This is a genomic window from Blastopirellula marina (assembly GCF_002967765.1).
Lineage (GTDB): Bacteria > Planctomycetota > Planctomycetia > Pirellulales > Pirellulaceae > Bremerella > Bremerella marina_A.
Map to the genome: position 1 here is coordinate 445835 of NZ_PUHY01000006.1, position 22966 is coordinate 468800.

Sequence of the window (22966 nt, forward strand, 5' to 3'; positions counted from 1 at the left end):
TCCCTCCCGTTATCCGAGAACATAGTTTGGGCTATGGTTTGGCGAATTCGATCTTGCCGATTTCCATGATCGACTTCTCATCTTCTCCCAGCCAAAACATTCGCTGCCCAACTCCACACGCTGGTTCGCCTTCCTTTTCGAGCCAAGTGGTACTTTGCCCTAGCTTCTCGGCGATGTTCTCGCTGGCGGCCGTACCGGGATACAGAGCGTTTAGGAAGACATCCCCTTCCTGTCCGTAAGCGTTCATCGTGGCACGACGCCAGATTAGGTCGCATGGTTGTTCAGGTGCATGAAACTCAATCGATTCAATCGCATCGAACGGAAGCCAGAAGTACTTGCCGTTACTGGTAATCGTCTCGAAGAAGAAAGCGGTTCGATCATCTTGATCGCGGATATCCTCGAATGCGACACCGTCGCAGGTCCCGGCAACCACGGGGCGTTGCTCCTCGATTTCGGCAGTAAGTTGTGTGGCTTCCTCCATGCTCCCCTCTCGCAGAGCAAGCAACAACTTCAGATTGGTCTGAATTAATTCAGACGGTTCCTGACCTTGCATCAAGTCAGGAGTGCGGCCTTCTTGCCAACATTCCTGACGAGTCATCTCGCCACGAATCATCTGGCGATACATCGAGATCCGCAGAAGAGCATCAGGGGTCTGAATCTGAGCAGTTTCCAGATGGTTGTCGGCGCGTTCCAAATCGCCACGAAAGCAAAGCAATTGACTCAAAGCGATCCGCTTGTCCCACTTCATGGGATTTTTCTTCACATCTTGAATGGCGGCTTCAATCGCCTCTTCAAGCTGCCCTGCTTTCAATTGTTCGCCGATACTCATGTGCTTCCCCCGAAGTTGATTCCCAGCCGAATCGGAATTGTGTGATTACTTTCGACGACCTTCGATGGTGGTCTTCATTCGAATCGAAGCGACCAGATCGTCCAGTTGATAGTGTGGCCAGAGCCGGAAAGTACAGTGGAACGAACCTGGCTTCGCCGGATCGTCCCGAAGTTGGATTTCCGCCTGACGCAAGGGACGGGCCGCTTTCGTTTCGGCTTTCGCTCGCTCGTCGGGCGTAACGTATTCGTGAATCCAATCGTTCAGATAACGTTCAACCGCTTCTCGTTCTTCAAAGGTTCCGACCTTGTCACGAGCAATAACCTTCAGTGCATGTGCAAATTGCGAAACACATAAGATGTACTGCAACATACCCGATATCTTCGCGTTTTGAGTAGCGACCGCGTCTTCGTATACCTTCGGCTTCTGAACCGCTTGATTCGAGTAAAACGCGCTTAAATCGGTATCATGGCAATGGGTCAGGGGTATAAATCCGAGATTAGCAATCTCTGCCTCTTGCAAATCGGAGATAATACAATCGGTGGATGATTTGGGAGCAACCCCATGCCGATCGGTTCCAAAATGATGGACCGGCAAGCGGCTAACCAAACCGCCACCCACCACATTGCGCTGAACACCTCGAATCTGAGCCAACCAACCACATTCCGAAAAGGCTCGAATCAAGACTTCGCCAAACGCAAACGCAGCGTTTCCCCAAAGGTAATTCCGTCGATCACGTCCTCCGACTTCCTCTTGAAAACAGAACCCGTCGGCTCGGGCATCGAACGTTTCGTACGGCAATCGCATCAGCACTTGAGGCAACACGAGCCCTACGAAACGTGAATCTTCCGAATTACGGAACGCATGCCACTGGGTGAATTCGGCCTGATCGAAACCAGATCGCAGGTTCTCGACATGTTCGAATCCCGCGTAATCGTCCAATCCGAACATATTTGGACTGACGCCGGCGATGAACGGACAAAACGCAGCCGCGGCGATTCCAGCGAGGCCTTGCAGCGTATCGAGATCTCGATGCGGATGATTTCGAGTGGGATTAGGATGAATCTGATAGTCACCGATTAGCACACCGTAAGGTTTACCACCGGCGGTACCGAATTCTTCCTCGTAGATTTTCTTAAAGAGTTCGCTCGAATCGAACTCAATGGCCCGCTCAATATCCCGTTCGACGTCACGCCAACTCGCGTTGAGGACCCGAATGTGGACCATCTCGCGATCGGCTTCCTCATCGACCATGCTAGTGAGGTATTCTAACCCTCGCCAAGAGGCCTCAAGCTTCTGGAATTGCGGATGATGTAGAATCGCGTTCAGCTGATCATTTAGCCACTGATCGATCTGGGCAACGTCAGCGTTCAAGCGACGAACGAGCGACTTCTGGGAGAGTCCGTCCCATTTGCCGAGCCAGGCGTCGAGCTTTTCGCGAACCCCTTCGGCTTGAATAAATTGATCCCAACGATGCGCAGATGTACTCGACTGGGCAACATTTTCGGAAGATACGATCCAATCCAGAATCGACTCCGATGATTGCTCGGTCGTTGTCTCTGGCGCCTGCTGGACCGCACTGGCCTCCTCCGGAATTACCGGAGAGTACTCGTCGGATTGCGATTGGTACTCAGAGCTCATTGCTTGGTCGTCAGGATGGTTCAAAAAAAAGAGGCACAGAGGAGAGGTCTCCCATGTGCCTCTGGGATCTTAGCGAAAGCCTGCTTAGCCGGCCTTCTGTGGAATACTGGCCACCATACGGAGCGAGGCAGTCAATTCTTCCATCTGCAACCAAGGTCGGAGATAGGCGACGGCATTGTAAGCGCCAGGCTTACCAGGCGTTTCGGTCACTTCGACGCGAGCTTCGGCCAGCGGCAAGCGAGCCTTGACTTCGGCACTAGGATGCGAATCGGCGGAAACGTAGTTGTGAATCCAATCGTTTAGCCAACGTTCGCAATCGTCACGTTCCATGAACGAACCGATCTTATCGCGGGCGATCACCTTTAAGTAGTGAGCAAACCGGGATGAAGCCATGATGTATGGCAGGCGGGCCGAGATTTCGGAGTTCGCCGTGGCATCAGCTTCAAAGTACTGTTTCGGCTTTTGTGTGGTCTGGCCACCAAAGAAGACCGAGTAATCCGTGTCCTTGAAGTGACAGAGCGAAAGGAAGCCAAGCTTGCTCAATTCCGCTTCACGGCGATCAGTAATCGCCACTTCGGTCGGACATTTGACGCCAGAATCGCCATCGCTGCTCTTGAACACGTGGACCGGCAGGCCTTCGACCTTACCGCCGTTTTCCACACCACGAATCGCCGTGCACCAGCCTGTCTTGGCGAATGCGTCAGTTAGCTTCGCGCCCATGACGAACGCGGTGTTCATCCAGCAGTATTCGTTGTGATCGACCTCGATTGGCTGACCTTCTGGGCCAGTTTCCACTTCTTCGTAATGGAATTCTTCGATCGGCTTGGTCGCGGCACCATAAGGCAAACGAGCCAGGGTGCGCGGCATGCACATCGTGACAAAGCGGGAGTCTTCCGATTGTCGGAAGGAGTTCCACTTGATGTATTCTTGCGAATCGAAGATCTTTGCCAGGTCGCGTGGACGCGACAACTCTTCCCAGTTGTCGAACCCAAAGAAGTTCGCGCTCGGAGCGGTCAGAAACGGAGCAAACGCCGAAGCAGCAACGCCCGACATCTTTTCGATGGCGGCAATATCGTCTGGGGTGTTGTCCCATTCGTAGTTGCCAATCAACGCACCGTACGGCGTACCACCGGCCAAGCCGAATTCGCTTTCGTAGATCTTTTTGAAGACCGTGCTTTGATCGAATTCGACCGCACGTTCCAAGTCTTTAGCAAGATCTTTCTTCGAGGCATTCAGCACTCGCAGCTTGAGCATCTCGCCCGTTTCGCTGTTGCTGACCAAGTAATGCAAACCACGCCAGCTGCCTTCCAGCTTCTGGAATTCAGGATGGTGCATCACTGTCGCGAGCTGCGCCGAGACGGCCTCATCGATCGCAGCGATCCCTTGATTGATCGTACGGATGATGTCTTTATCGAAGGTAACCGTGCCCTTCATGGCCTCTTGGACCAGGGTTTGAATCAGCTCTTTGGCACGCGGCTGTTCGGTTTGCTTGGTCGCGGTGATCGCGGCATCCAGCAAGCTGGTGGCTTCGGTATTTTCAGCCGCCGATTGGGCTGATTGTTGTTCGCCAGCACTCATAATTATTCACTTTCCTTTCCGGAGCCGTCCGATTCGTTGACACCCAGTTCGCCGGCCAACTTCTTGAGTTGATCCGCGTCGTTCATGACCTGTTCCAGCAAGGTTTCCAGATCGTCGCTGCGGTCGATCTTGGTGAGCAGATCGCGCAGGTTGTCACGGGTTGCCAACAACTTGCGAAGGGGTTCGACCTGCTTGGCGACATTGGCAGGGCTGAAGTCATCCATCGATTCGAACTTCAAGTTGACGGCCATCTGCGAGCCATCGTCGGCCAGCGTGTTATCCACGCGCATATTGAGCTCGGGACGGAAACGCTTCATGACGTCGTCGAAGTTGTCGCGATCGATTTGGACAAACTTACGATCCTTCAACGGCTCCATCTTTTCCGCTGGATTGCCGGAGAAGTCCCCCATCACACCCACGACGAATGGAAGCTCCTTCTTTTCCATCGCGTCTCCCGTTTCCACATCGTATGTGATGTGAACGCGGGGCTTTCGGACGCGGTTGAGCCTCTTTTGATAACTTTCAGCCATCGTTTCCCCTCAATGTCATTTCATGAACCAGATGCGTCGTTGAATAAGCGGCTTCAGCCCCTAATGGACAGTACGCATCGTCACTGGCCAAGTTTGCCCATTCTTAACCTGCCCTCAATTTCTAAAAATTAAGGGCTAATTACAATCAAACTATCACGGATAATTCCGGAATTTTTCTAATAATCACTTTCGTCCTTGGGTATTGGAATCCCCGTCCGACGCGACAATTCACCCATCGCGGTCTCGTCTCGTAGTAACTCTTTGAGCAACTCTGGAAAAGGCATCTCCGCCCACTGGGCTGCTTGTTCCAACTTGAAATGGATAAACGATTGTGGTTCGGTTTTGCGGAAGTACTCGGCAACCTTTCGAATCATCTTGATTGCATCACTTCGTGTCTGAATCGTCCCGACGACTGCCTTCGGCTGACTTGCGGTGGTCGCTTCCCCCTCCGCAGCATTTTCATCAGCTTCGGTTTCGGTTACTTCTTCTAACAGCAATTCCGACATCAACTGTTGAACCGACGCCCGGGTCGTCTCCAGTTTCTGGCGAAACGATGTCATCGACGGTGCCGTATCCTCACCGTAGGAATTACGAACACAACGTTCATCCAAAAATGTCGCCAATTCGCGGATCGTGTCGATCGTTGTATCGAGATCCTCGATCACATTGTTCCAGTGATCCCGTGATGTCGCGCGAAATGACTCGTCGAACGTGTGACGTTCGATTGCCCCTTGGGTGACCCGGCGATGCTTGTCTTCCATTGACATTCCCTCGATTCGATTTGCCTCGTTGAAATCGAATAGGGAATACTGTCCTCCGGCTCCATTGGTGAGCGGGATGTTTTCGAGTGTGCTAAACGTTCGTTCGCTAGTAAGCCCGGTCAACTGCGAGACGGTCTCTGCGTACCCTTCGTCTTCATCCGGTGCGGGATGGATGTTATCCCAATAACGGCGGCATAGTTCCAACATCACCTTGAAGCCATCACGCAACCCGGCGATTCCTTCCAGTCGCATCTCGGCCTCGATTAACCACGAGGCAACGGATACGTCCTTGGAGTGGGTTGCCAGGATATCGATCGCTCGATCGCGAACTTCCTCCCACTCCGGGTCCTTCAAATCTGGGAACTCTTCGTCCGGAAAGGCCATTGCCTGCTGGATGTCACGTTCCGCCTTGTTCGATTGATTGAAGTACTCGCGGAGATCGAAGAATCGATCCGCGAATTCCGATTGGCGCAGCTCTACCCCACTGGGAGATTCTTCAGAGATCGGATTGATCAACGACTCGACGTCGAGTGCTGCTGCGAATGCCATGGCGGTTCATCTCGAACAAAGGGGAACAAAATCGCCGCGAAAATATAAGTGTCAAACTGGGAACTTCAAGGGAAAAATTCCGGCTATTCTTCGCCTAAATGAGATTCACCCAGATCCGCTATCGGTGATTCTCGGCATTAACCGTCGACAGAATCATTCCAATCGTTCGAGTCACTACGATTTAACACGCAGGCGATCTACTAAACGTTTTGGCGAAGCGCTCTCGCCAGTCGTTCGAGAATGGCCTGGTGCAAGCGACTTGCCCACGACTTGCTTTTGCCGAACTTGTCGGCCGCATCCTTTAGGCTCAGCCCTTCGTAATAGGTCATACGAATTAGGTCTTGTTCTTGCGGCGAGAGAGTTTTCAGTAGTGACTGGAGAAGTCGCTGAATCTCCTCGTTTTCTAGCCGTTCCTCAGGTCGTTGCACCCTGGCGTCGGCTACTGCCTGAAACGCGTGTTGAGTCTCTTCCCCGTGGCTGGCCAAGTAGATAATCGCCAGCTTCTCGGTAAGGTTGCCAAGCCATTGGGCATTTTCTTGTAAATTTGCCCCGGCAGGATTTCTGGCGGCTTCGGACTGCATGGCATCCGTAGCCATTTGCTGATACTTCGTCTGCATCTTCGCCGCGTGCGAATTCCAACTCATCTTCGAGATGCCGTCGTAAATTGCACCACGGATGCGATAGTAAGCAAAAGTTGAGAAACTCGCCCCTTTGTCGTCCTGAAACGTCCTTGCAGCCTCGGCTAGACCTAATTGCCCATAAGCAATTAGGTCGTCCATACCGATCTGAGGAGGGAGCTTGCGATGGATCGATTTGGCCAACGAGACAACGAGCCCCTGGTTATCTTCGATCCGTTTTTGAAGTTGGCTTGCATCCGTAGACATGGCTTAGCTCGACTGTGCCCAAAGGAGACGGATCCGCTCGCTGGCTACCGGGTCTTCGATCAGCGATTGGGCAATGGTCGACGCCATCAGAAGTACCTTCTCACTCTTCAGCGGAAGGTCGGGGAACCGTTTTTTTAGAAACGCCAAGACGAAGCGAGTCATCGTATCGATCTCGTCCGGTTTGGCGGCGGGATTGTCTTTACGAAGTTGATCGATTGTATCGACCACATCGTCACCCTGCCCTGCGTCAAGCGTGCGACGTAGAACGTCCTCCATCGACCACTCGCCTTGCGGCTTTGCTTCGTTGGATTCATTTCCTTCGCGCGCAGAACCAGACTTCCATGGCTCTGAACTCATCGTTTCCCCTTTTTTTAGCTCATATTGGGATCGATTTTCTTCCCATATGCATGGTGCGCGACTTGTGAAAACAGCCCCCGTTGCCGTCAACGCCCACTTCCTGTGAGTATACCAATCGGCAAATTCATTCCAATCAGCCAGTCTTCGATTGGCGCGATTGCTATCGAATTCAGGCGACTTTTCCGGTTAGCGAAAAGATCCGGTGTCAAAGCGGTTTCACCAGTGATAGCAGTCGTAGCTGATGCTCAGAAACTACGGGTTTTATTGAGTTTACAAATTGAGCCTGCCGAAAAACTCTCTTGAGGGACCTTACCCATCAGCGTGGTGGAACGACCCGATCGGGCCTTAATCAGGTGGCCTGGTACCACACGCCGTCCCTTCAAGTGAACCCGCGGCACATTGGAATTCGTCAGAACGTTCTGCGCGAATGGTACGACCCAGGAAGGAACTAGCGATGCTCAATCGCTACACGAAATGGATTGTGGTTCTTACCACATGCCTCTCGACGAGCTTGAGCGGTTGTTCGCTGAAGTGCTGGAAGTACTATGACTGTCCAGATCCTCCTGCCTACGACGAAAGTCTGATTGCCGAGTACGCAGGACGCGGCCTGAAAATCGAAGATCCGGCCCCTAACGTCTGCGAAGACGACGACTACCTTGAGCTTCCCGACTCTCCGGACAGCATCAACCCCGACAATATCAATCTGGAATCAGGGTACTGGGATCTTTCGCTCGAAGAGGCGATCCGCCTGACTCTGCAAAACTCAGAGATCATGAAAAACCTGGGGGGCGTTCTGCGAACACCGTTTGCGTACTCCTCGATTTACGACCCGGCGATCGTTTACACCGACGGCCGCTACGGTGAAGAAGCCGCACTCAGCGCGTTCGATGCAACCTTCGGCGCCAATGCCTATTTCGAAAAGAACGACCATCGGGTTAACAACTTCACTGTTGGTAACAACGGCTACTTCCAACAAGACCTGCATAACTACGAAGTCAATCTCACCAAGCGGAACGCAACTGGTGGTTTGATGACGTTACGCAGTGTGACGCAGTACGACTATAACAACAACCCGCAACGTATCTTCAGCGCCGGATGGGATACCTACGTCGATGCCGAATTGCGTCAACCGTTACTGCAGGGTGCTGGTGTTCAATACAACCGCATTGCTGGACCGAACGGGGAGCCAGGTTTTGCCAACGGTGTGCTAATCGCTCGAACTCGTACTGACATTAGCCTGGCGGACTTTGAGATCTCACTCCGAAACCTGGTCAGCGATGTTGAAAACGCCTATTGGGACTTGTACTTTGCCTACCGTGATCTCGACGTGAAGATCAATGCCCGGAATCATGTACTGGAGGTTTGGAAGAACGCGTACGCGAACGTGGAAGCCAACAAAAAATCAGCCGACACCGAAGCACAAGCTCGAGAACAATACTTCCGCTTCCAGGCCGACGTTGTGAATGCTTTAAATGGCCGTCTTGTGCAGCGCACGCAAAACAACAACGGCACGCTCGGGGGTACATTCAACAACCCGGGTGGCGTTCGCGTCGCGGAACGCCGCTTGCGGTTCATCATCGGTTTAACGCAAACAAACGGCCGACTGATTCGTCCGTCAACCGAAGCCCCGGTCGCTAAGGTCAACTTCGACTGGACCGATATCGCAGCCGAGGCACTCGCCCGACGTCCCGAACTTCGTCGCCAGAAATGGGTCATCAAGCAAAACGAATTAGAGTTATTAGCCAATCGTAACTTCCTGAAACCAAACCTTGACCTGATCGCCCGTTATCGCCAGCGCGGCTTCGGTCCTCAATACTGGGACGACAACGGCATCTCTGGCGAACAAGGTGCCGTGCAAAGCTTAACCGGTAATGATTTCGGCGAGTACCAACTCGGAGTCGAGTTCAACATGCCGATCGGTTTCCGTCGTGCTCATGCGGCTGTGCGAAGCAGCGAATTGACGGTTGCTCGCTCGAAGGCGATCCTCGAAGAAGAGGAAAAACAGGTCATGTACGGCCTTTCGAATGCGTATGCCGAAATCAAGCGAGCTTACGAAGTGATGGAACTGCTGTTCAATCGCCGTGAAGCTGCCTTCGCCCAGGAAGCAACTGTCCGAGCCGCTTACGAAGCCGGCAAGGCTCCGATCGACTTGCTACTGGAAGCCCAGCGTCGCGTGATCGACTCGAGCACGTTATTCAATCAGGCACGAATTGACTATGCTCTGGCGATCAAGAACGTCCACTACGAAAAGGGTTCGTTGCTCGAGTTCTATCAGATAGCGATGGCAGAAGGTCCTTGGCCGCAAAAGGCATACAACGACGCTTTGACGCGTGACCTGCTGAAACGTCGAGCCCACACCGATTATGTAATCAACGAAACCGTCATTGGTCAGCCAGAACAGGTCACTGACACATTGGTCGCCAAACCGCACGCTGAGCCGATCGTTCCGCCATCGAAAACGATTCCCGAACTGCCAACGCCAGCTGAAGTCGAATCGGCCCCAATGCTGCCAACCGGTAGCTTACCGATGCTCAACAATCCACTTCGTCGAGCATCGAACCAGCCGCAGGGTCACCTTCAGCCAACCGCCCGAGTTGCGACCGCTCCGAAAGCAGTCTCTACGAAACCCACGGTGACGTTACCGCCGGTCGATCGAATTATTCCACCAAGCCGTCCCGCAACGAAGCCCCCCATAATTCGCGCCAAAGATGCAACGCCTAGTAAGAACTTCTCGTTCGGTGGGGAAAGCTCCGAAGAAGCACTTTGGCTCCATTAATCTCGATCACAGCTCCATGAACCTCGAGTCGATCTCCAAACCTCCGAATCGCTCCCCACGCGGTTCGGAGATTTTTTCTGCGCTGATTACTTCTTACCCGAGAGGTACTCAAGTCGTCGATCGAGCTCTCCTCGATTGCCTGTTACGTGCTTCACATCCTTTGGCTTAATTTGGAAGGTGTAGCCAGGCTTGCTATCCTGCAGCAAGACCACGGTGTTCAGAATCAGATTCGCCTCAGTCGCTGTCTTGGCGTTCGCCAATGTCTCTTTCAGGACAGGTACCGGATCAATGCCGGCCGCCATCGCCAGAAACTCCGCCGCGCGAACTCGGTTTAAATTCTCGGAGTCCGAGGCAGCGATGGCGTCTATCTTTTTCTTTAAGGGCAGTGCGGCCTTGCCATGTGCCGTACAAGCAATGAGCCCCCAGTAACGATGCCATCGATCGTTCGACGCCAATGCTTTTTCCAATTGAGCTTCTGCCTCGATGTAAGGAAGTAATTCCAGGTTGGCGATTTCGAGTAACTGATCAATCTCGCGCTGATGTTCCTTTCCAAACACGACAGGATTGTCAGCCGCTTTCTCGGCCAGATAACTTTCAGGGAAGAAACCTAAGTCTGGCATCCCAGAAAGATAGCCATCCAAACGACCTCGCATTTCCTTGAGGATTTCGGCATGAGCAACATCACCGGCTAAGTTCACTGTTTCATACGGATCGGCTTCCACATCGAAAAGCATCTCGGCGGGACGTGTTTCGAAGAAGAGACTTTGAACCTCATTCAACTTCTGCTCGTCGTACAAGCGACGCCACTCGCGATAGGCTGCCATCTTGTAACGATAGTTGTTCATCAGCCCATCGAAGTTAAACGGCTGTAGGTTTCGCACATAACGATACTTTCCTTTCCGCAAGGTGCGGACCATATCGTACTTTTCATCAAAGCGGTCAGCGTAACCAAACGATTCGTCCGACTCCATCAATTGTTGGTGGCCGATTCCCATAAACGCATGGCCATCAACCTTGTCGGATCCCTTTACGCCAGCCAGATTCAGTACGGTTGGCCCAAAGTCGACAAAGCTTACAAACGAACTCGATTGACTCCCTGGCTTCTCCGGCATCTGATCTCGGAACTTTTCTGGCAATCGAATCACCAAAGGAACGTGCAACCCCGTATCGTAAGCGTAGCCTTTGCCACGTGGCAGCACGCCACCATGGTCGCCGAAGTAGAAGATAAACGTCGAATCCAGCAGGCCATCTTGCTTCAGATCATCGACCAATTTGCCGACTTGTTTGTCGAGATCTTGAATACGATCGTGGTAGCGAGCGTACGTATACTTGAAGGTCTCAGTCTTGGGATGATGCGGTGGTACGAAGACCGTGTCTGGGTCATTCTTGGTCGGCTTGTTCGAAACGTCACTCTCCGGGAAGTGGAGTGAACTCTCGTGGGTCGTAGTAAATGTTTGCACGTGGAAGAAGGGTTGCCCTTCTTTTCGATTACGCCAACTCGCCTTACGGGACGATTCATCCCACACGTCTTTTGACTTAATCGCGTTGTAATCTTCCTTCGAATTGTTGGTTGTATAGTAGCCGGCGTTATGCAAGTAAGCCGGGAACATTTTCACACCCTCCGGCATCGGCACCATGAAGCTCTTGCGGTGGAACAGAGTACCAATCCGCGGCGCGTAGCATGAAGTGATCAGCGTAGTTCGCGCGACACTACAAACCGGTGCATTGGAAAATGCGTTCGCGAACGTCACCCCTTCAGCAGCTAACGCTTCGATATTCGGCGCGGTTGCCCCCGTCGGATCAAACAGCTTCAGAAAATGGACCGAGTTATCCTCGGACATGATCCAAACAAAGTTCGGACGATCTGCCGCAAAGACAGAGCAGCTCAACCCGAGAAGAAAAACTAAACTAAGCAGACCACGTCGCATGAGGGGGCTTTCGCGAATGGGAAAAGAAGTCAACTTTGCTCTACTATGCCATCCGCGGTGCGACGATTCAACCAATCAGAGCTCAGCAATGAAAAAGACGTATTCGTACTCGCCGCCGAATTCCCTTCGCATACGAATCTCTTTTTGAAAAGCGGTTGCCAATGCTCGCATGTCATTGGATGCGGAAAAAGGTTCGAGATATGGGGCCAACTGTTCCACTAGCGGTCCGTAATAGTTTTGCCAGGCTTGCTCGGGAAAGACAAAGCTATCGAGCAATCGATAGCCGTTTGCTGCGAAGCGTGCCGCTGCTTCTTCGTGGTGAAGTAGCGTGACGCCATCCGCTTTCCAAAAGTCTTGAATCTCCTGACTTGGCGCGCGGCTCGTCCACACTAAATCGGATATTGCTACACGACCTCCCGGCGATAGTAAGTTTTTCCAGCCGCAGAGAGCTTGATCGAGCCCCATGTTATAGACCGAACCTTCACACCAAATCAGATCGAATTGCGCTGTCTTTGGCCAGCTCTCGGTCATGTCTCGATTAAGTAAGGCAACACGGTCGCTACATCCAACCTGGTCGATCCGCTGGGTGAGCCAATCGAGAAATTCCTGACAAGTATCTATTGCGGTGATGTGGGCCGTGCTCAGCTCGGCAAGTAGCAATGTTGCCGCACCGTTACCGCAGCCTGGCTCGTAAATCGAAGCAATCGATCGCCCGGCCGACGCAATTCGGAACGCCTTCTCGGTGATCCCTGGACTTCCGGGCGCGAGTCGGTTTACGCCAGAGAACAACTGAATGATCGCGTCCATGAATGAGAACCTGCGATTCGCGAGTAAAGAAATTGATCAATTTAGAGAAAACAGCAAAACATCCCTGACAGGGACGCGTCCGTTTTATCCCGAGAATCGACAACAATGGGAACCGCATGGTTCGCGATTGCAACGAAGTCCAGAAGATTCATTTGTTATCTGGTCGAAACCCAGGCATAATCCGGGTGGCCCCCATCCACCCGTTTTTGTCCCCTGCTCCTATAGGTTGTCATGTTTGCGCGCATCGTTCTGGGACTAATTCTTGGGTTGACTTGCTTCTCGCAGACCTTCGCGGATCTCGTTCTCTACAACGTGCCTGGCACGAACCTAGTCTTCATTCTGCAAGGAAGAGCAACGGTAAATCCAGGGGCGACGGTCACGTTTCGCCATCCAACGTTCGGCAATCTGTATATGAATGCCGGCGATGTGAAGATCTATAAGGTCCCCTCCGTTCAATCGCTCGCCGTCAACAAACTAACCAAAGCCAAGTCCGATCAAGATTTAAATGGCTGTCTCGATGCGGCTCGCAACGCTTTGAAGATCGGTAAGCTCGACCTTTTCTACCAATCGTGTAAATTTGCCTGGGAGATCGATCCGAACGACGATCGCGTCAAACGGCTAGTCGACTTGAAGCTGAGAATCAACAAGCCGGTCGAGATCGACCCTGCTCAAGAGAAGATCATGCGCGACTTTACCAAGAACCGTGCTGACATGAAATTCATCCGTAGCAAACACTTCCTTCTGCTCCATGACACCGGCAACAAGAAAGATCGCCGTACCAGTAAGACGCGTGCCGAGGAACGTTTGGAATTGCTGGAAACTGTGTATGAGAGCTTCTTGATGAAGTTTTGCCTGGAAGGGGTCGAACTGGAAGTGCCAGACAAGTTGTTAATGGTTGTCCTTTTTGCCGAACACAGCGAGTACTTACAGTTCGTCAATCTGCTAGGTCCCGACTTGGCATCGGCCGCTGGGTTCTTTCATCGAGTCGATAACGTCGCCGTGTTTTACGATCAAGGCACCGATCAATCATTTGAAGTGCTGAACCTACTAAACCGAAAGATTCAAAACGAGCGTGACGAGATCGTCCGTCGTAAGATCCCTGGCATGGCTGACATTATTCGCTTCGCCGATACGCTGAATTTGTTGATCGACGTGAAACGAGAGAATCTCGATATCGAAGTGGTCAGCCACGAGGCAACCCACCAACTGGCCGCCAACACTGGTCTGATGCCTGCTGATTCTCCCATTCCATTGTGGGCCGCCGAGGGATTGGCCACTTATTTCGAGTCTCCTAAGCAAGCCGCCTGGAGCGGCATTGGTGCCGTCAACTCCGAACGCTTGGAATGGTACCGCGAATTAGCCCCTCTGCGTAAGATCTCGAACATTAACTTCATCGTCTCCGATCAGATCTTCACCCGTTCCGCGAACAACTTCACGACGCTGCACGCCTACGGGCAGTCTTGGGCATTGACGCACTTTCTGATGGAGAAACACTTCGCGAAGTTGGTGGCCTACTACCAGGAACTGGGGAAGTTACCCAAAGCCAGTCACGCCAAGCCAGACGAATTACAGAAAGTTTTCGACAAAGTCTTTGGGGATAACAAGGACATTCTCGAAGGAGAATGGCGAGCCTACATGCGATCGCTGAAGACCGACTTGGAGAAGACATTGGACGACGCCCGATAACGGCAACCTGAGACGTCACGAACCACAGACATTCGGAACTGGCAGAAATTGAATCGCTTTGAGCACCTACTTGGTGATATGATGACGGGGAATCCCGATAAGGGTAATCTGTTTCATCCCGCCGTTATTCGAGAGCGACCATGGGCCCAGCTTATCGCTATCCTCTGTTCGCAATTACTGCCGTACTTCTCTCCGCATCGCCCCTACTAGCTGATGACATCTCGGCAGAAGCCATCTTCCAAAAGCGGATCTTGCCTATTTTTCAGTCGCCCAATCCCTCGAGCTGTACCGAGTGCCATTTGAGCGGAGTCGAGTTGAAGGACTATATCCTACCCACTCAGCAGGCGACTTTTGCATCGCTGCTTAAGGCAGGCTTGGTAGACCGAGAGAACCCAAAAGCGTCCAAGATTATCGAGTTCATTCGTCGCTCTTCGGATACGCCCAGCTTGATCCAGAAGAGAATTCGCGAACAAGAATTGGCAGCCTTCGAAGCTTGGATTGTCGCAGCGGCAGGCGATCCAGCTTTGGTATCTACTACAGACAAAGCTCAACCAATCGGACCACAAATCCCTGACGAAGTCATTCGCCATACGCGGCAAGATCACGTGATGGCTTCGTTTGTAGAGAATGTTTGGACCGAGGTTGGCCGATGTGCGGCATGCCACTCGCCCGATCGAAACCAAAAGCAGGTCCAAGAGCACGGGAAACAAGTATCGTGGATCCACCTGAACGATCCCGCTGAGACGTTAAAAACGATGGTGGATGCCGGCATCATCCAGCCCAAGACCCCCGAGAAAAGCATGCTGCTAACCAAGCCAACCCTGCAAGAGGAGCATGGTGGCGGACAGAAAATGGTGGTCGGCGATCGAACCTATAAACAGTTCCGCCGCTTTATTGATGACTATGCCAAGATCGTGGAAGGGAAGTATCAGTCCACCCAGGACCTACCTAAGGCAGATAATGAGGTTTCCATCACAACCGAGATCTGGTTCAAGATAGAAGGCGTTCCAGCCAAGTTTGACAAAAAGCTGTTGCAAGTCGACCTCTATCGCGAAACCGATGCAGGCTGGTCCAAACAACGGGTCGCCACGTCAGATCGTCTAGTCTTTGGCCCGCAAAATTTGTGGCAACACTCACTCAGCCTAACCGCTGAGCGTGGATCTCTTTGGGCGAAAAAAATGAAGGATCAGAAGCTTCCGCCGGGCCGCTACCTCGCAAGACTTTACGTCGACCAGACCGACAAATTGCAGAAGGACTACACGCAAGAACTCGGGGAAACAGACTTTGTCGGACAAGTCGAATTCCAAAGCCGCTGGCCTGCGGGATATGGAAAGATGACGAAGATTGCGTTTCCAAAGGACTAGTAAATCGAAGGGCTTACGTGCGAATCACGGTGCATTCACGGCGCGCTAATGGTCAATTCGATTGACTTTACTTCCGCGAGCGGACGTTCGATTACTTTATCGAAAGCAAAGCAGTTGTCACCGATGGCTCGTACCCCATTTGCCACTGGTGACCATGTACTTAGATTGGCGTCTTGTAATCGAAACGCGAGCGGCATCGCCCCGATTCCCCATTCATTGACGAGGATTGAAAACGTCGTATCCCGTTCCCGATGGGGACCAGACCGTTCGAGCCACATGCTAGAACCAATTTGTGAAATAATACCGCCGGTGTGTCCTTCCTCGATGCGATAGTGAATCAGCAGCGGTGCAAACTCATGCAGGACACCGGCAACTTCTCCTTGATCGGTCTTAATCATTCCGATCGGAGGCGGATCGAACTTGCGTTCGACCGGAGGAGGAACTCTCACGCCATCGTAAAAGAATTTCTGTTCCTCGTAATGAAATCGTAATTCTAAGTGGTCGATTAATGCTAACGAGCAGCGAGTCCACGCTGGACCGATGAAATTCCCGTTCCACTCTGGTTTCAGCGATTCTCCATACGGCATGCGTTCTCCCAAATCAGTTACAGCCGTGCATGTAATACTTTTTCCTCGCCAATTACCTTGCCATTCGAAGAGAATAGCTGAACCGGAACCGCCACTTAGTGCCGTCGGATGAAAGCCGACACCCTTACTCCAACCGGAGTACCCCTCTTTCACCTCAGCTACACGAATCGTTCCCCCGGGGATGGCGATCTCGGAACCAGGTGTGACACCGATCGAATAGACCGTATCATCTGGGTAGCTACGTAGCCGCAGCCAGACATCGAGCTTCTCGGGAACTTCTTTCCCCATTCCGTAGACTTGTATTAAGTTCGTGTCGGTAACACGCCAACCATAGGCATAGCTGACATGGTTGAGCAAAGTGCGTGATTCGTGATCGAAGACCCGGGAATCAACAATCTCGACAAGCTCTGGTCCGGGAGTGAGTTCAATTTGAACCACATCCAACCATTTTGCACATTCGATTAACTGGTCGACATGGGGAACCTGAGTGCTGAGCCCACCGGCTGAAATCAGATGAATCGCTCCGTCGTATCGATTTCGAGCAATGCTGCGAATCGCGATCGTATTGGGACCCGCCTGGTACCGGTAGGCAGTCGTATACGGCGCCCGACCGTATGCGGGAAATTGATGAGCGGGATGCTCATAGAAAAACACCCGCCCCAACCCAAGCATGATCGCACAGACCGCGATCAACCCCATGAGAAGACGTAAGGAAAACCGTCGCCCGTAAGGTTTCGAAGGTATGTTTACCGTCATTATGAATGTTCAGAAACAATTAGATCAGTCGCGAAGCTTTCAATTCTACGGGATTCCTGACTTCACTTCGATTGTTTTGACATCTTCCAGCGGCATATTGAATACCTGGGCTGACGCCTTGCGATTCATGCCGTGCGACATGTAGTTGCCGGACGATTGTGTGTTTTGGCCAAGCCATTGTCCCGTGGTGGCGTCTTGCAATCGGATATCAAGCGGCAAGCCAGCAATCCCCTGTGCGTTGAACATCAGCGTGAATTGCGAATCGATATTTTTCTTCGGTCCTCCCTTGTTGATCCATGCCAAAGTATTCCATACCGCGCTACCGTGGACATTACTCCCTCTTTCCACGAGGTATCGAACACGAAGTGGATCAAATTGTGATAGGAATCCCTGACATTCATTCCCATCGACGGCAATCTTCGCAGTGGGAGGTGGATCGAACTTTCGCCCGCTTGAAGGAGGCACTTCAAGTCCATCGAAGAAGAACCGATGCCGTCCACCAAACGGACGGAATTCAAAATGGTCGATTGAATCGAGCGGAAAGTGCGACCTTACTGGCCCCATCGACTTGCTGTTCCAATCCAAACGCAGGAACATTCCTTCGTACTCCTTTTCCCCTACATCAGAGACCGAAGTGAATTGGTACTTGGTTTCTGCAGGCCAAGCTCCTTGCCAATCTAGAAGCACGGCCGAGTCGGCACCCGACTCAGGGCTCGACGGATAGAATCCTTTAGCATTGCTCCATCCAGCGAATCGATCCTTCACCTCGGTTATCGCAATCTTACCGCCTGGGATCTCGACACTTGCTCCAGGCTTCGGAGCCAATTCATAGACATTGCCATCGGCGTGGCTGTTGAGACGCAGCCACACGTCGAGCTTCTCAGGTATCTCCTTGCCGAGGCCGTAAATCTGAATCCGACTCGGCTCGATAATCTGCCATCCATAAGCTTTATCAAGTTCCATTAGCATCGCCCGAGTTTCGTGATCGAAGATGCGCACCTCGATGATCTCGACCAAGTCGGGACCGGGGGACAGCTCAATCTGCACAACATCAAGCCACTTGGCACACTTCTTTAGTTGCGCGACGCCTGGAATCTGCTGACTTAGTCCGTCACCACTGACCACATGGATCTTGCCATCATAGCGGTTGCGCGCGATGCTAACGATCTTGATCACATTCGGGCCGATTCTCATCTGCCGACCCGAGGTGTACGGAGCCTTCTCGTACGATAGAAACTGGTGGGCAGGATGCCGATAAGAAACGAGACGCCAGATCCCCAGTATCGCAGCAACCAGTGCCGTGCCGATCAGCAGAAAACGAAGTGAAAACCGACGTCCACGAATTGAAGGGCCTTTATCACTCATGCTCACTCGACGCTGAAGATGCGTAGATGACATGAATCGTCTTCGCTTCAATCTTCTCGACCGTCCCGAAATCAATTCGCTGGGCGAATGTTTCGGGATCGCTGACTGGCGTCAACAAAACCTTCAGTGGTTTGCCAGGACCCCAATTCATCTTTGTCCGAAAATTACCTGGCGTGTCGGTGATCGCTCCCAGCTTCTTGTTCAAGCTTCTCCGCTCCTCGGCCGTATCCACGCCGGTGACCAACAAGGTAACCGTTTCCGGCGGGAATGGTTCTTCGGGAGGTCGCGGGGGCCCCGATGGAGAGCAGCCGGTTGCAATGGCGGTGATGCTGCAAAAAACTACCGCGAAAGCGATCGTTCGGAGTAAGTGGGCATGCATGGGAACATCCTAATCCACGGTGAGATAAGGGATAACACAGTGGAGAACAGAAGCCAATAGGTGCCACTGGGCGAAGGTCAGTTATCCTGATGCCACGGCATGTACTCGCCGAACGCCGAGTTTAGAGCAAACCCGATCAAGATCAGCAGGCAAACGCCTCCGATCAATGCCGCCAGGTTCGCCGCGAATTCGGCACTCTCGTTTTCCTCCAAAGCTTCTTGGCTCCAATCTAACTCGCCGTCTTGCTCCATCACCCGATACAGCACGCTGCGAACAAATGCTTGGCGATCGTTTGTATCGCCCGTCGCCGCAAAGTAGCATCCGGAAAACAAAAGGGCGTTGCCGGCAGCGCGGGGGTTCTTATCAGGCTCGAAGCCGAACGAGTTCGCAATGATATTCGTCATGCACTCCGAAAACTTGCCCCGAATCTTACACAAAAGCTCAAATAGTTTCGGATTGCCTGGACGACGAAGCCCGTCCTTTTCGCGGAACAACAAATAAGTCCAATCCTCGAACGCTCCGGTCGCATGCTGCGAAACGGCTTCCAACTGCTCGGCAATGGGCGGATTCCACACATTGAAGCCTTTGCCGAACCGCTGTTCCTTGGCACGTTTCTCGCCAACTCGCTTGATCAGTTCCAGGAACCCTTGGGCACTTTCCATTTCGGTAATCAAGGCCGTTACACTGCAACGGAGGCGGGTGTTGTTACGGATCACTTCCAGATCGCTTTGAATCGCCATCTGGATCGGCTCACTGACGTCTTCCACCATGTCGAACGGAATTGTGACTAGCAGCCCGTTGATGGGACAAACGGGACGTCGAGCTTTGTTGATTAACGTGCACACGTACTTCAAGCGTTCCATCTGATCGGTCAGATCAGACTTCGACTGCCGTGAACCAGACGAAGAAGCGGCCATCGCTTTGGCGGCGTCTTCCGCTCCAAACGCCATCGTCTGACCGCCAGCCATCCCTTGCCCGAAATCCATCGTAGCACCAACTCCGGCCATACTTGGCGGTGCTTCCATGAAGCGTTGTTCTTCGTCATCTTCGGCTCCCATGGTTCGTTCGGCCATGTTCTCGCCAACTAAGCTTTGCTGTCCGGCTCCGGCAACGATCGTCTGTCCGCCTGGGATGCTTTGCGAGGAAGGAGCAGCAAGCTGCGAATGGGGATTCGTGCGGTTTTTATAGCCATCGGCCAACGTGGAGAGGCAAGACGTCTTCGTCAGGAAAATAAAGATCGCATCTGGGTTGGCGTACCAATGTAGCGCAGCCGGTCCTTGAGCTGGGTCGGACACGTTGAAACCGAATCCGCTTGAACGCATGAGATTCGCTGCCCGGCGTTCGTCGGCATTTCCCATCACTAGAAATAGCGGGGTCGAACCGAGTGGAATGCCCTGCTTTTCGAGTTCGGCAACTCCCTGCTTCCAGGCTTTGTCGATATCAGGGAAATCAGATGTTTCCTCTTCCAGCCAGATCTTAACGACGTAGTAAGAGACGATCGGAATAACGATCATCAGCCCGAGGACAGTGAGGCCAATTTTCCAGTCCAGGAGGTAGTCGGTCCATTGCGCCGAGGTATCGGAAAACTGAAACGTTACCGCAAACGAGACCAGCACGAAAAACAAAAAGACGAACACAAGCCCAGCTATCCGCGTCGGCAACGAAATGGAGCCGATGTTGCGAAGACCAGGAATGTTCCTCACCAACGTATCGAACGCGGTGAAGGGAAGCGTCATGTAGTAGATGACTTGGTAGACGAAACTCATCATGGGACTACATCACCTTCGGATAGATAATCTGAATCAGGTTTCCGTGCCTCGCATCCCGCGAACTGCCCGGGGAACCCTCGTGCTTAATTAACACCAAACATCATGAAAAAGCCTACGCAAATCGCGACCATCACAACGGCGAACAGTGTCATGTTGATCAGCTTGTTGTAACCCGTCAGCGGCGGCGCCCCTTCGCCAGGCTCCGGCCGATCGATGATCGGGCTGCGTCCGATGGCAAGTTGTAAGGCCGATGCGATCTGCTTGGCCCAAGTATCAAGGTCAGCCGGCAATCCGTAGTGCTGCGTGTACTGCAGCGAATGAGGATGCCCGTACAAGCCTCGAAAACCTAGCACAACACAGATGTAATAAACTTCGAGGGCATCTTTATTGGGCAGGCTCTGCGCTTCCTTGGCAGCGACGAAGAAGTGTTCGAACGCTTTCCCACTATGAAAACATTCAAATTCCAAGTCGTTGTTCTGCCACCAATTCGCTCCATTCCACGGGGCCGTGATCAGCATCTGATCGATCCAACCCACTAACGCGTATTTGGCTAATTCCCACTCGGCCGTTTGTCCGAGCAGGTTTTCTGCGTGATCAATCCGCTTCTTGACCCGAATTCGTTCCTGGCTGGGATCCAACGAATTACCATCCCGCTCGATCCGATCCAACAGATCGAGCACGCACAGAAAAATAGGATCTACCGCTTTGGCAAACTTGGGAGTCATGAAAACTCGTTTTCAGGAATTGGTTTTCGTGGAATCGTCCAGCAAGGTTGTTCGCTCGAACGGCCAATCATGACCGCTTCTGGTCTCCGTGCCGCAGGGCAAACACCGCTACATGCAACGCAATTAACTGGTTCCGAATGTTCAGCACCAAGCGTTTCTTTCCTTGCAGTTCCTTGACGTCGTGGATGTATTCCTCTTGGAACCGCCATCCCATCGTTTGGGTTCGTTGAACGTCATCCCATGGTGGCCCCTGACGCTGAACTTGAAAGTAAACCCAATTGCCACCCTGCGGCAACGTACGCGGGGGCTGGGCCACAGGTCGCAAACGCACGCCCGGCATGTTGTTGCGGAACAATGTCTCGACTTGCTCACCAGATCCGAACACCCAATGAAAACCCTGCGTGACCAGTTGGTAGGTATCTTCCTTCGAGATGCTGACACCCTCGAAGCCGATGTACCATTCCCAACTGGGATCGAACCACTTGGGATCCAGTTGAACGTGCATCGCCTGGCCGCTGCCCAGGAAGAAACGATGCTCGTAGCTGGCATCGATTCTTCCCTCGCTCAAGCGGCGAATCTCTTTGTAGGCCCACTGGAAAATCTCGGCGAGGTTCTCATGATCGTATTTCGGAATCGATTCGATCCGACGTTCACGTTCGTCGAAGATTGCCAGCTGACCGACGATCCGGCACAGAGTCGTATAGACTCTCAATGGATGAATGGCGTCGCTGAACGCCAAAACACGCAGTTCGCCGTACGCTTCGTTCAGCGTCCGCAACCGCATCATCTTCTCAAGGTCGCCAATCTCGCGCGGATCCCAGGTGATGTTTTGGTTCAAGATGTCGTTACGGAATCGCTCGATCCGTTCGCCGATCAAATCAAACACTCGGCGTACAATGCCGGTACCCAGCGGCGTCCAAGCATCGACCGAGAGACATGGTGGACAATAATTCGGATCGATGCGTGGTGTCCCATCAGACTCGTTGCGAATCACCTGGCAAATCGGCAACAGTTCGAATCCCGAAAGATCGTCGGTCGAAAGCAAGATACGAACATTCAATTCGCGGTAAGAGATCTCTTGCGAATTTCCCCCTCGGTTTTCCTCCTCGTCCTCACGTGAGAACTCGTAATAACGGGTGTTCGGCACATGTTCGTCACGCGCCGTGTTCTCGTGTCCTAGCTTCAGCCGTGGGACGGCCAAGTAAACACGGATCACTTCATTCTCAAGGAAGACCTCTTTTAGGTCCTGCAAGCCCTTGAGCCCCTGACGAAGATCGACCCGCGCCATCTGCTCGTTGTCACCGAAAGATATCAGCGTTCCATCACGCATCCGAGCTTCGCACCGAGAAACCTCGATCTGAAAGTTAGCGATGGCCTGATCGCTGATTTCGATCGAGCGAACTCCATACGCATACGGAAGGAGATCCCGGATGGAGTTCTCGATGAACTCGAACCAGTGTCGATCCTGCGATTGGAAATGATGGGGGCGAAGAAACATCCCTTCCGACCAATGGATGGGTGGGTTCTTCATGCAAAAATCCTATTCCGATTGCCGATGGATGAGACACGTCCAAGGCGAGAGAAGGACGAGATACCGGCGGACAGGCTCGCATGCCAAAGCGGCGAGAGGATCGCGATTTCCTCTGGCCTGGTCCCCTTTCGTCATCCCCCTCATCAAACGTTCCCCCGAACTTTTGA

Annotated in this window: 18 protein-coding genes; 3 read left to right on the top strand and 15 right to left on the bottom strand. The window is 52.6% G+C overall.

Annotated elements, in window-relative coordinates:
- Positions 1-31 precede the first annotated feature (31 nt).
- The 7 genes from C5Y83_RS09805 to C5Y83_RS09835 form a co-directional block, all read right to left on the bottom strand.
- Entirely contained in the window at positions 32-829 is a 798-nt protein-coding gene (locus tag C5Y83_RS09805; RefSeq protein WP_105329491.1) for a type VI secretion system accessory protein TagJ, read from the bottom strand.
- A 45-nt stretch (positions 830-874) separates the two neighbouring features.
- The gene (gene tssC / locus C5Y83_RS09810) at positions 875-2467 is read right to left on the bottom strand and encodes a type VI secretion system contractile sheath large subunit (RefSeq protein ID WP_146117730.1); all 1593 of its coding nucleotides are present in this window, start codon (positions 2465-2467) and stop codon (positions 875-877) included.
- Between the two features lie 84 nt (positions 2468-2551).
- Positions 2552-4045, bottom strand: coding sequence for a type VI secretion system contractile sheath large subunit (gene tssC, locus C5Y83_RS09815; protein WP_105329493.1), 1494 nt, complete (start codon positions 4043-4045; stop codon positions 2552-2554).
- Between the two features lie 2 nt (positions 4046-4047).
- A complete protein-coding gene (gene tssB / locus C5Y83_RS09820) occupies positions 4048-4575 on the bottom strand; it encodes a type VI secretion system contractile sheath small subunit (RefSeq protein WP_105329494.1) in 528 nt (175 codons plus the stop codon).
- 176 nt (positions 4576-4751) lie between these two features.
- The gene (tssA, locus tag C5Y83_RS09825) at positions 4752-5885 is read right to left on the bottom strand and encodes a type VI secretion system protein TssA (protein WP_105329495.1); all 1134 of its coding nucleotides are present in this window, start codon (positions 5883-5885) and stop codon (positions 4752-4754) included.
- A gap of 200 nt (positions 5886-6085) precedes the next feature.
- Entirely contained in the window at positions 6086-6769 is a 684-nt protein-coding gene (locus C5Y83_RS09830) for a sigma-70 family RNA polymerase sigma factor (protein WP_105329496.1), read from the bottom strand.
- 3 nt (positions 6770-6772) lie between these two features.
- Complete coding sequence (locus tag C5Y83_RS09835) at positions 6773-7126, bottom strand: hypothetical protein (protein ID WP_105329497.1); 354 nt, start codon at positions 7124-7126, stop codon at positions 6773-6775.
- Positions 7127-7580: 454 nt separating this feature from the next.
- On the opposite strand from C5Y83_RS09835, the gene C5Y83_RS09840 reads away from it, so the two are divergent.
- A complete protein-coding gene (locus C5Y83_RS09840; RefSeq protein ID WP_158262304.1) occupies positions 7581-9902 on the top strand; it encodes a TolC family protein in 2322 nt (773 codons plus the stop codon).
- An 86-nt stretch (positions 9903-9988) separates the two neighbouring features.
- On the opposite strand, the gene C5Y83_RS09845 is transcribed toward C5Y83_RS09840, so the two are convergent.
- Both C5Y83_RS09845 and C5Y83_RS09850 read right to left on the bottom strand, forming a co-directional pair.
- Positions 9989-11830 carry a sulfatase gene (locus C5Y83_RS09845; RefSeq protein ID WP_105329499.1) on the bottom strand — a complete coding sequence of 614 codons (1842 nt, stop codon included), beginning with the start codon at positions 11828-11830 and terminating at the stop codon, positions 9989-9991.
- 75 nt (positions 11831-11905) lie between these two features.
- Entirely contained in the window at positions 11906-12637 is a 732-nt protein-coding gene (locus C5Y83_RS09850; protein WP_105329500.1) for an SAM-dependent methyltransferase, read from the bottom strand.
- Between the two features lie 231 nt (positions 12638-12868).
- Here C5Y83_RS09850 and C5Y83_RS09855 point away from each other — a divergent pair, with 231 nt between their 5' ends.
- Together C5Y83_RS09855 and C5Y83_RS09860 are read left to right on the top strand one after the other, a co-directional pair.
- On the top strand, positions 12869-14323 hold the full coding sequence (locus C5Y83_RS09855) for a DUF1570 domain-containing protein (protein WP_105329501.1): 1455 nt from the start codon (positions 12869-12871) through the stop codon (positions 14321-14323).
- Positions 14324-14463: 140 nt separating this feature from the next.
- Positions 14464-15687 carry a hypothetical protein gene (locus C5Y83_RS09860; RefSeq protein ID WP_105329502.1) on the top strand — a complete coding sequence of 408 codons (1224 nt, stop codon included), beginning with the start codon at positions 14464-14466 and terminating at the stop codon, positions 15685-15687.
- 35 nt (positions 15688-15722) lie between these two features.
- On the opposite strand, the gene C5Y83_RS09865 is transcribed toward C5Y83_RS09860, so the two are convergent.
- The 6 genes from C5Y83_RS09865 to tssK form a co-directional block, all read right to left on the bottom strand.
- Positions 15723-16973, bottom strand: coding sequence for a hypothetical protein (locus C5Y83_RS09865; protein WP_105329503.1), 1251 nt, complete (start codon positions 16971-16973; stop codon positions 15723-15725).
- A gap of 102 nt (positions 16974-17075) precedes the next feature.
- Complete coding sequence (locus tag C5Y83_RS09870) at positions 17076-18395, bottom strand: hypothetical protein (RefSeq protein ID WP_105329504.1); 1320 nt, start codon at positions 18393-18395, stop codon at positions 17076-17078.
- On the bottom strand, positions 18388-18774 hold the full coding sequence (locus C5Y83_RS09875; RefSeq protein WP_105329505.1) for a hypothetical protein: 387 nt from the start codon (positions 18772-18774) through the stop codon (positions 18388-18390). The genes C5Y83_RS09870 and C5Y83_RS09875 overlap by 8 nt, the downstream gene beginning before the upstream one ends.
- A 77-nt stretch (positions 18775-18851) precedes the next feature.
- On the bottom strand, positions 18852-20543 hold the full coding sequence (locus C5Y83_RS09880; protein ID WP_105329506.1) for a type VI secretion protein IcmF/TssM N-terminal domain-containing protein: 1692 nt from the start codon (positions 20541-20543) through the stop codon (positions 18852-18854).
- 83 nt (positions 20544-20626) lie between these two features.
- Entirely contained in the window at positions 20627-21268 is a 642-nt protein-coding gene (locus C5Y83_RS09885) for a DotU family type IV/VI secretion system protein (RefSeq protein WP_105329507.1), read from the bottom strand.
- Between the two features lie 67 nt (positions 21269-21335).
- A complete protein-coding gene (tssK, locus tag C5Y83_RS09890) occupies positions 21336-22799 on the bottom strand; it encodes a type VI secretion system baseplate subunit TssK (protein WP_105329508.1) in 1464 nt (487 codons plus the stop codon).
- Positions 22800-22966 lie beyond the last annotated feature (167 nt).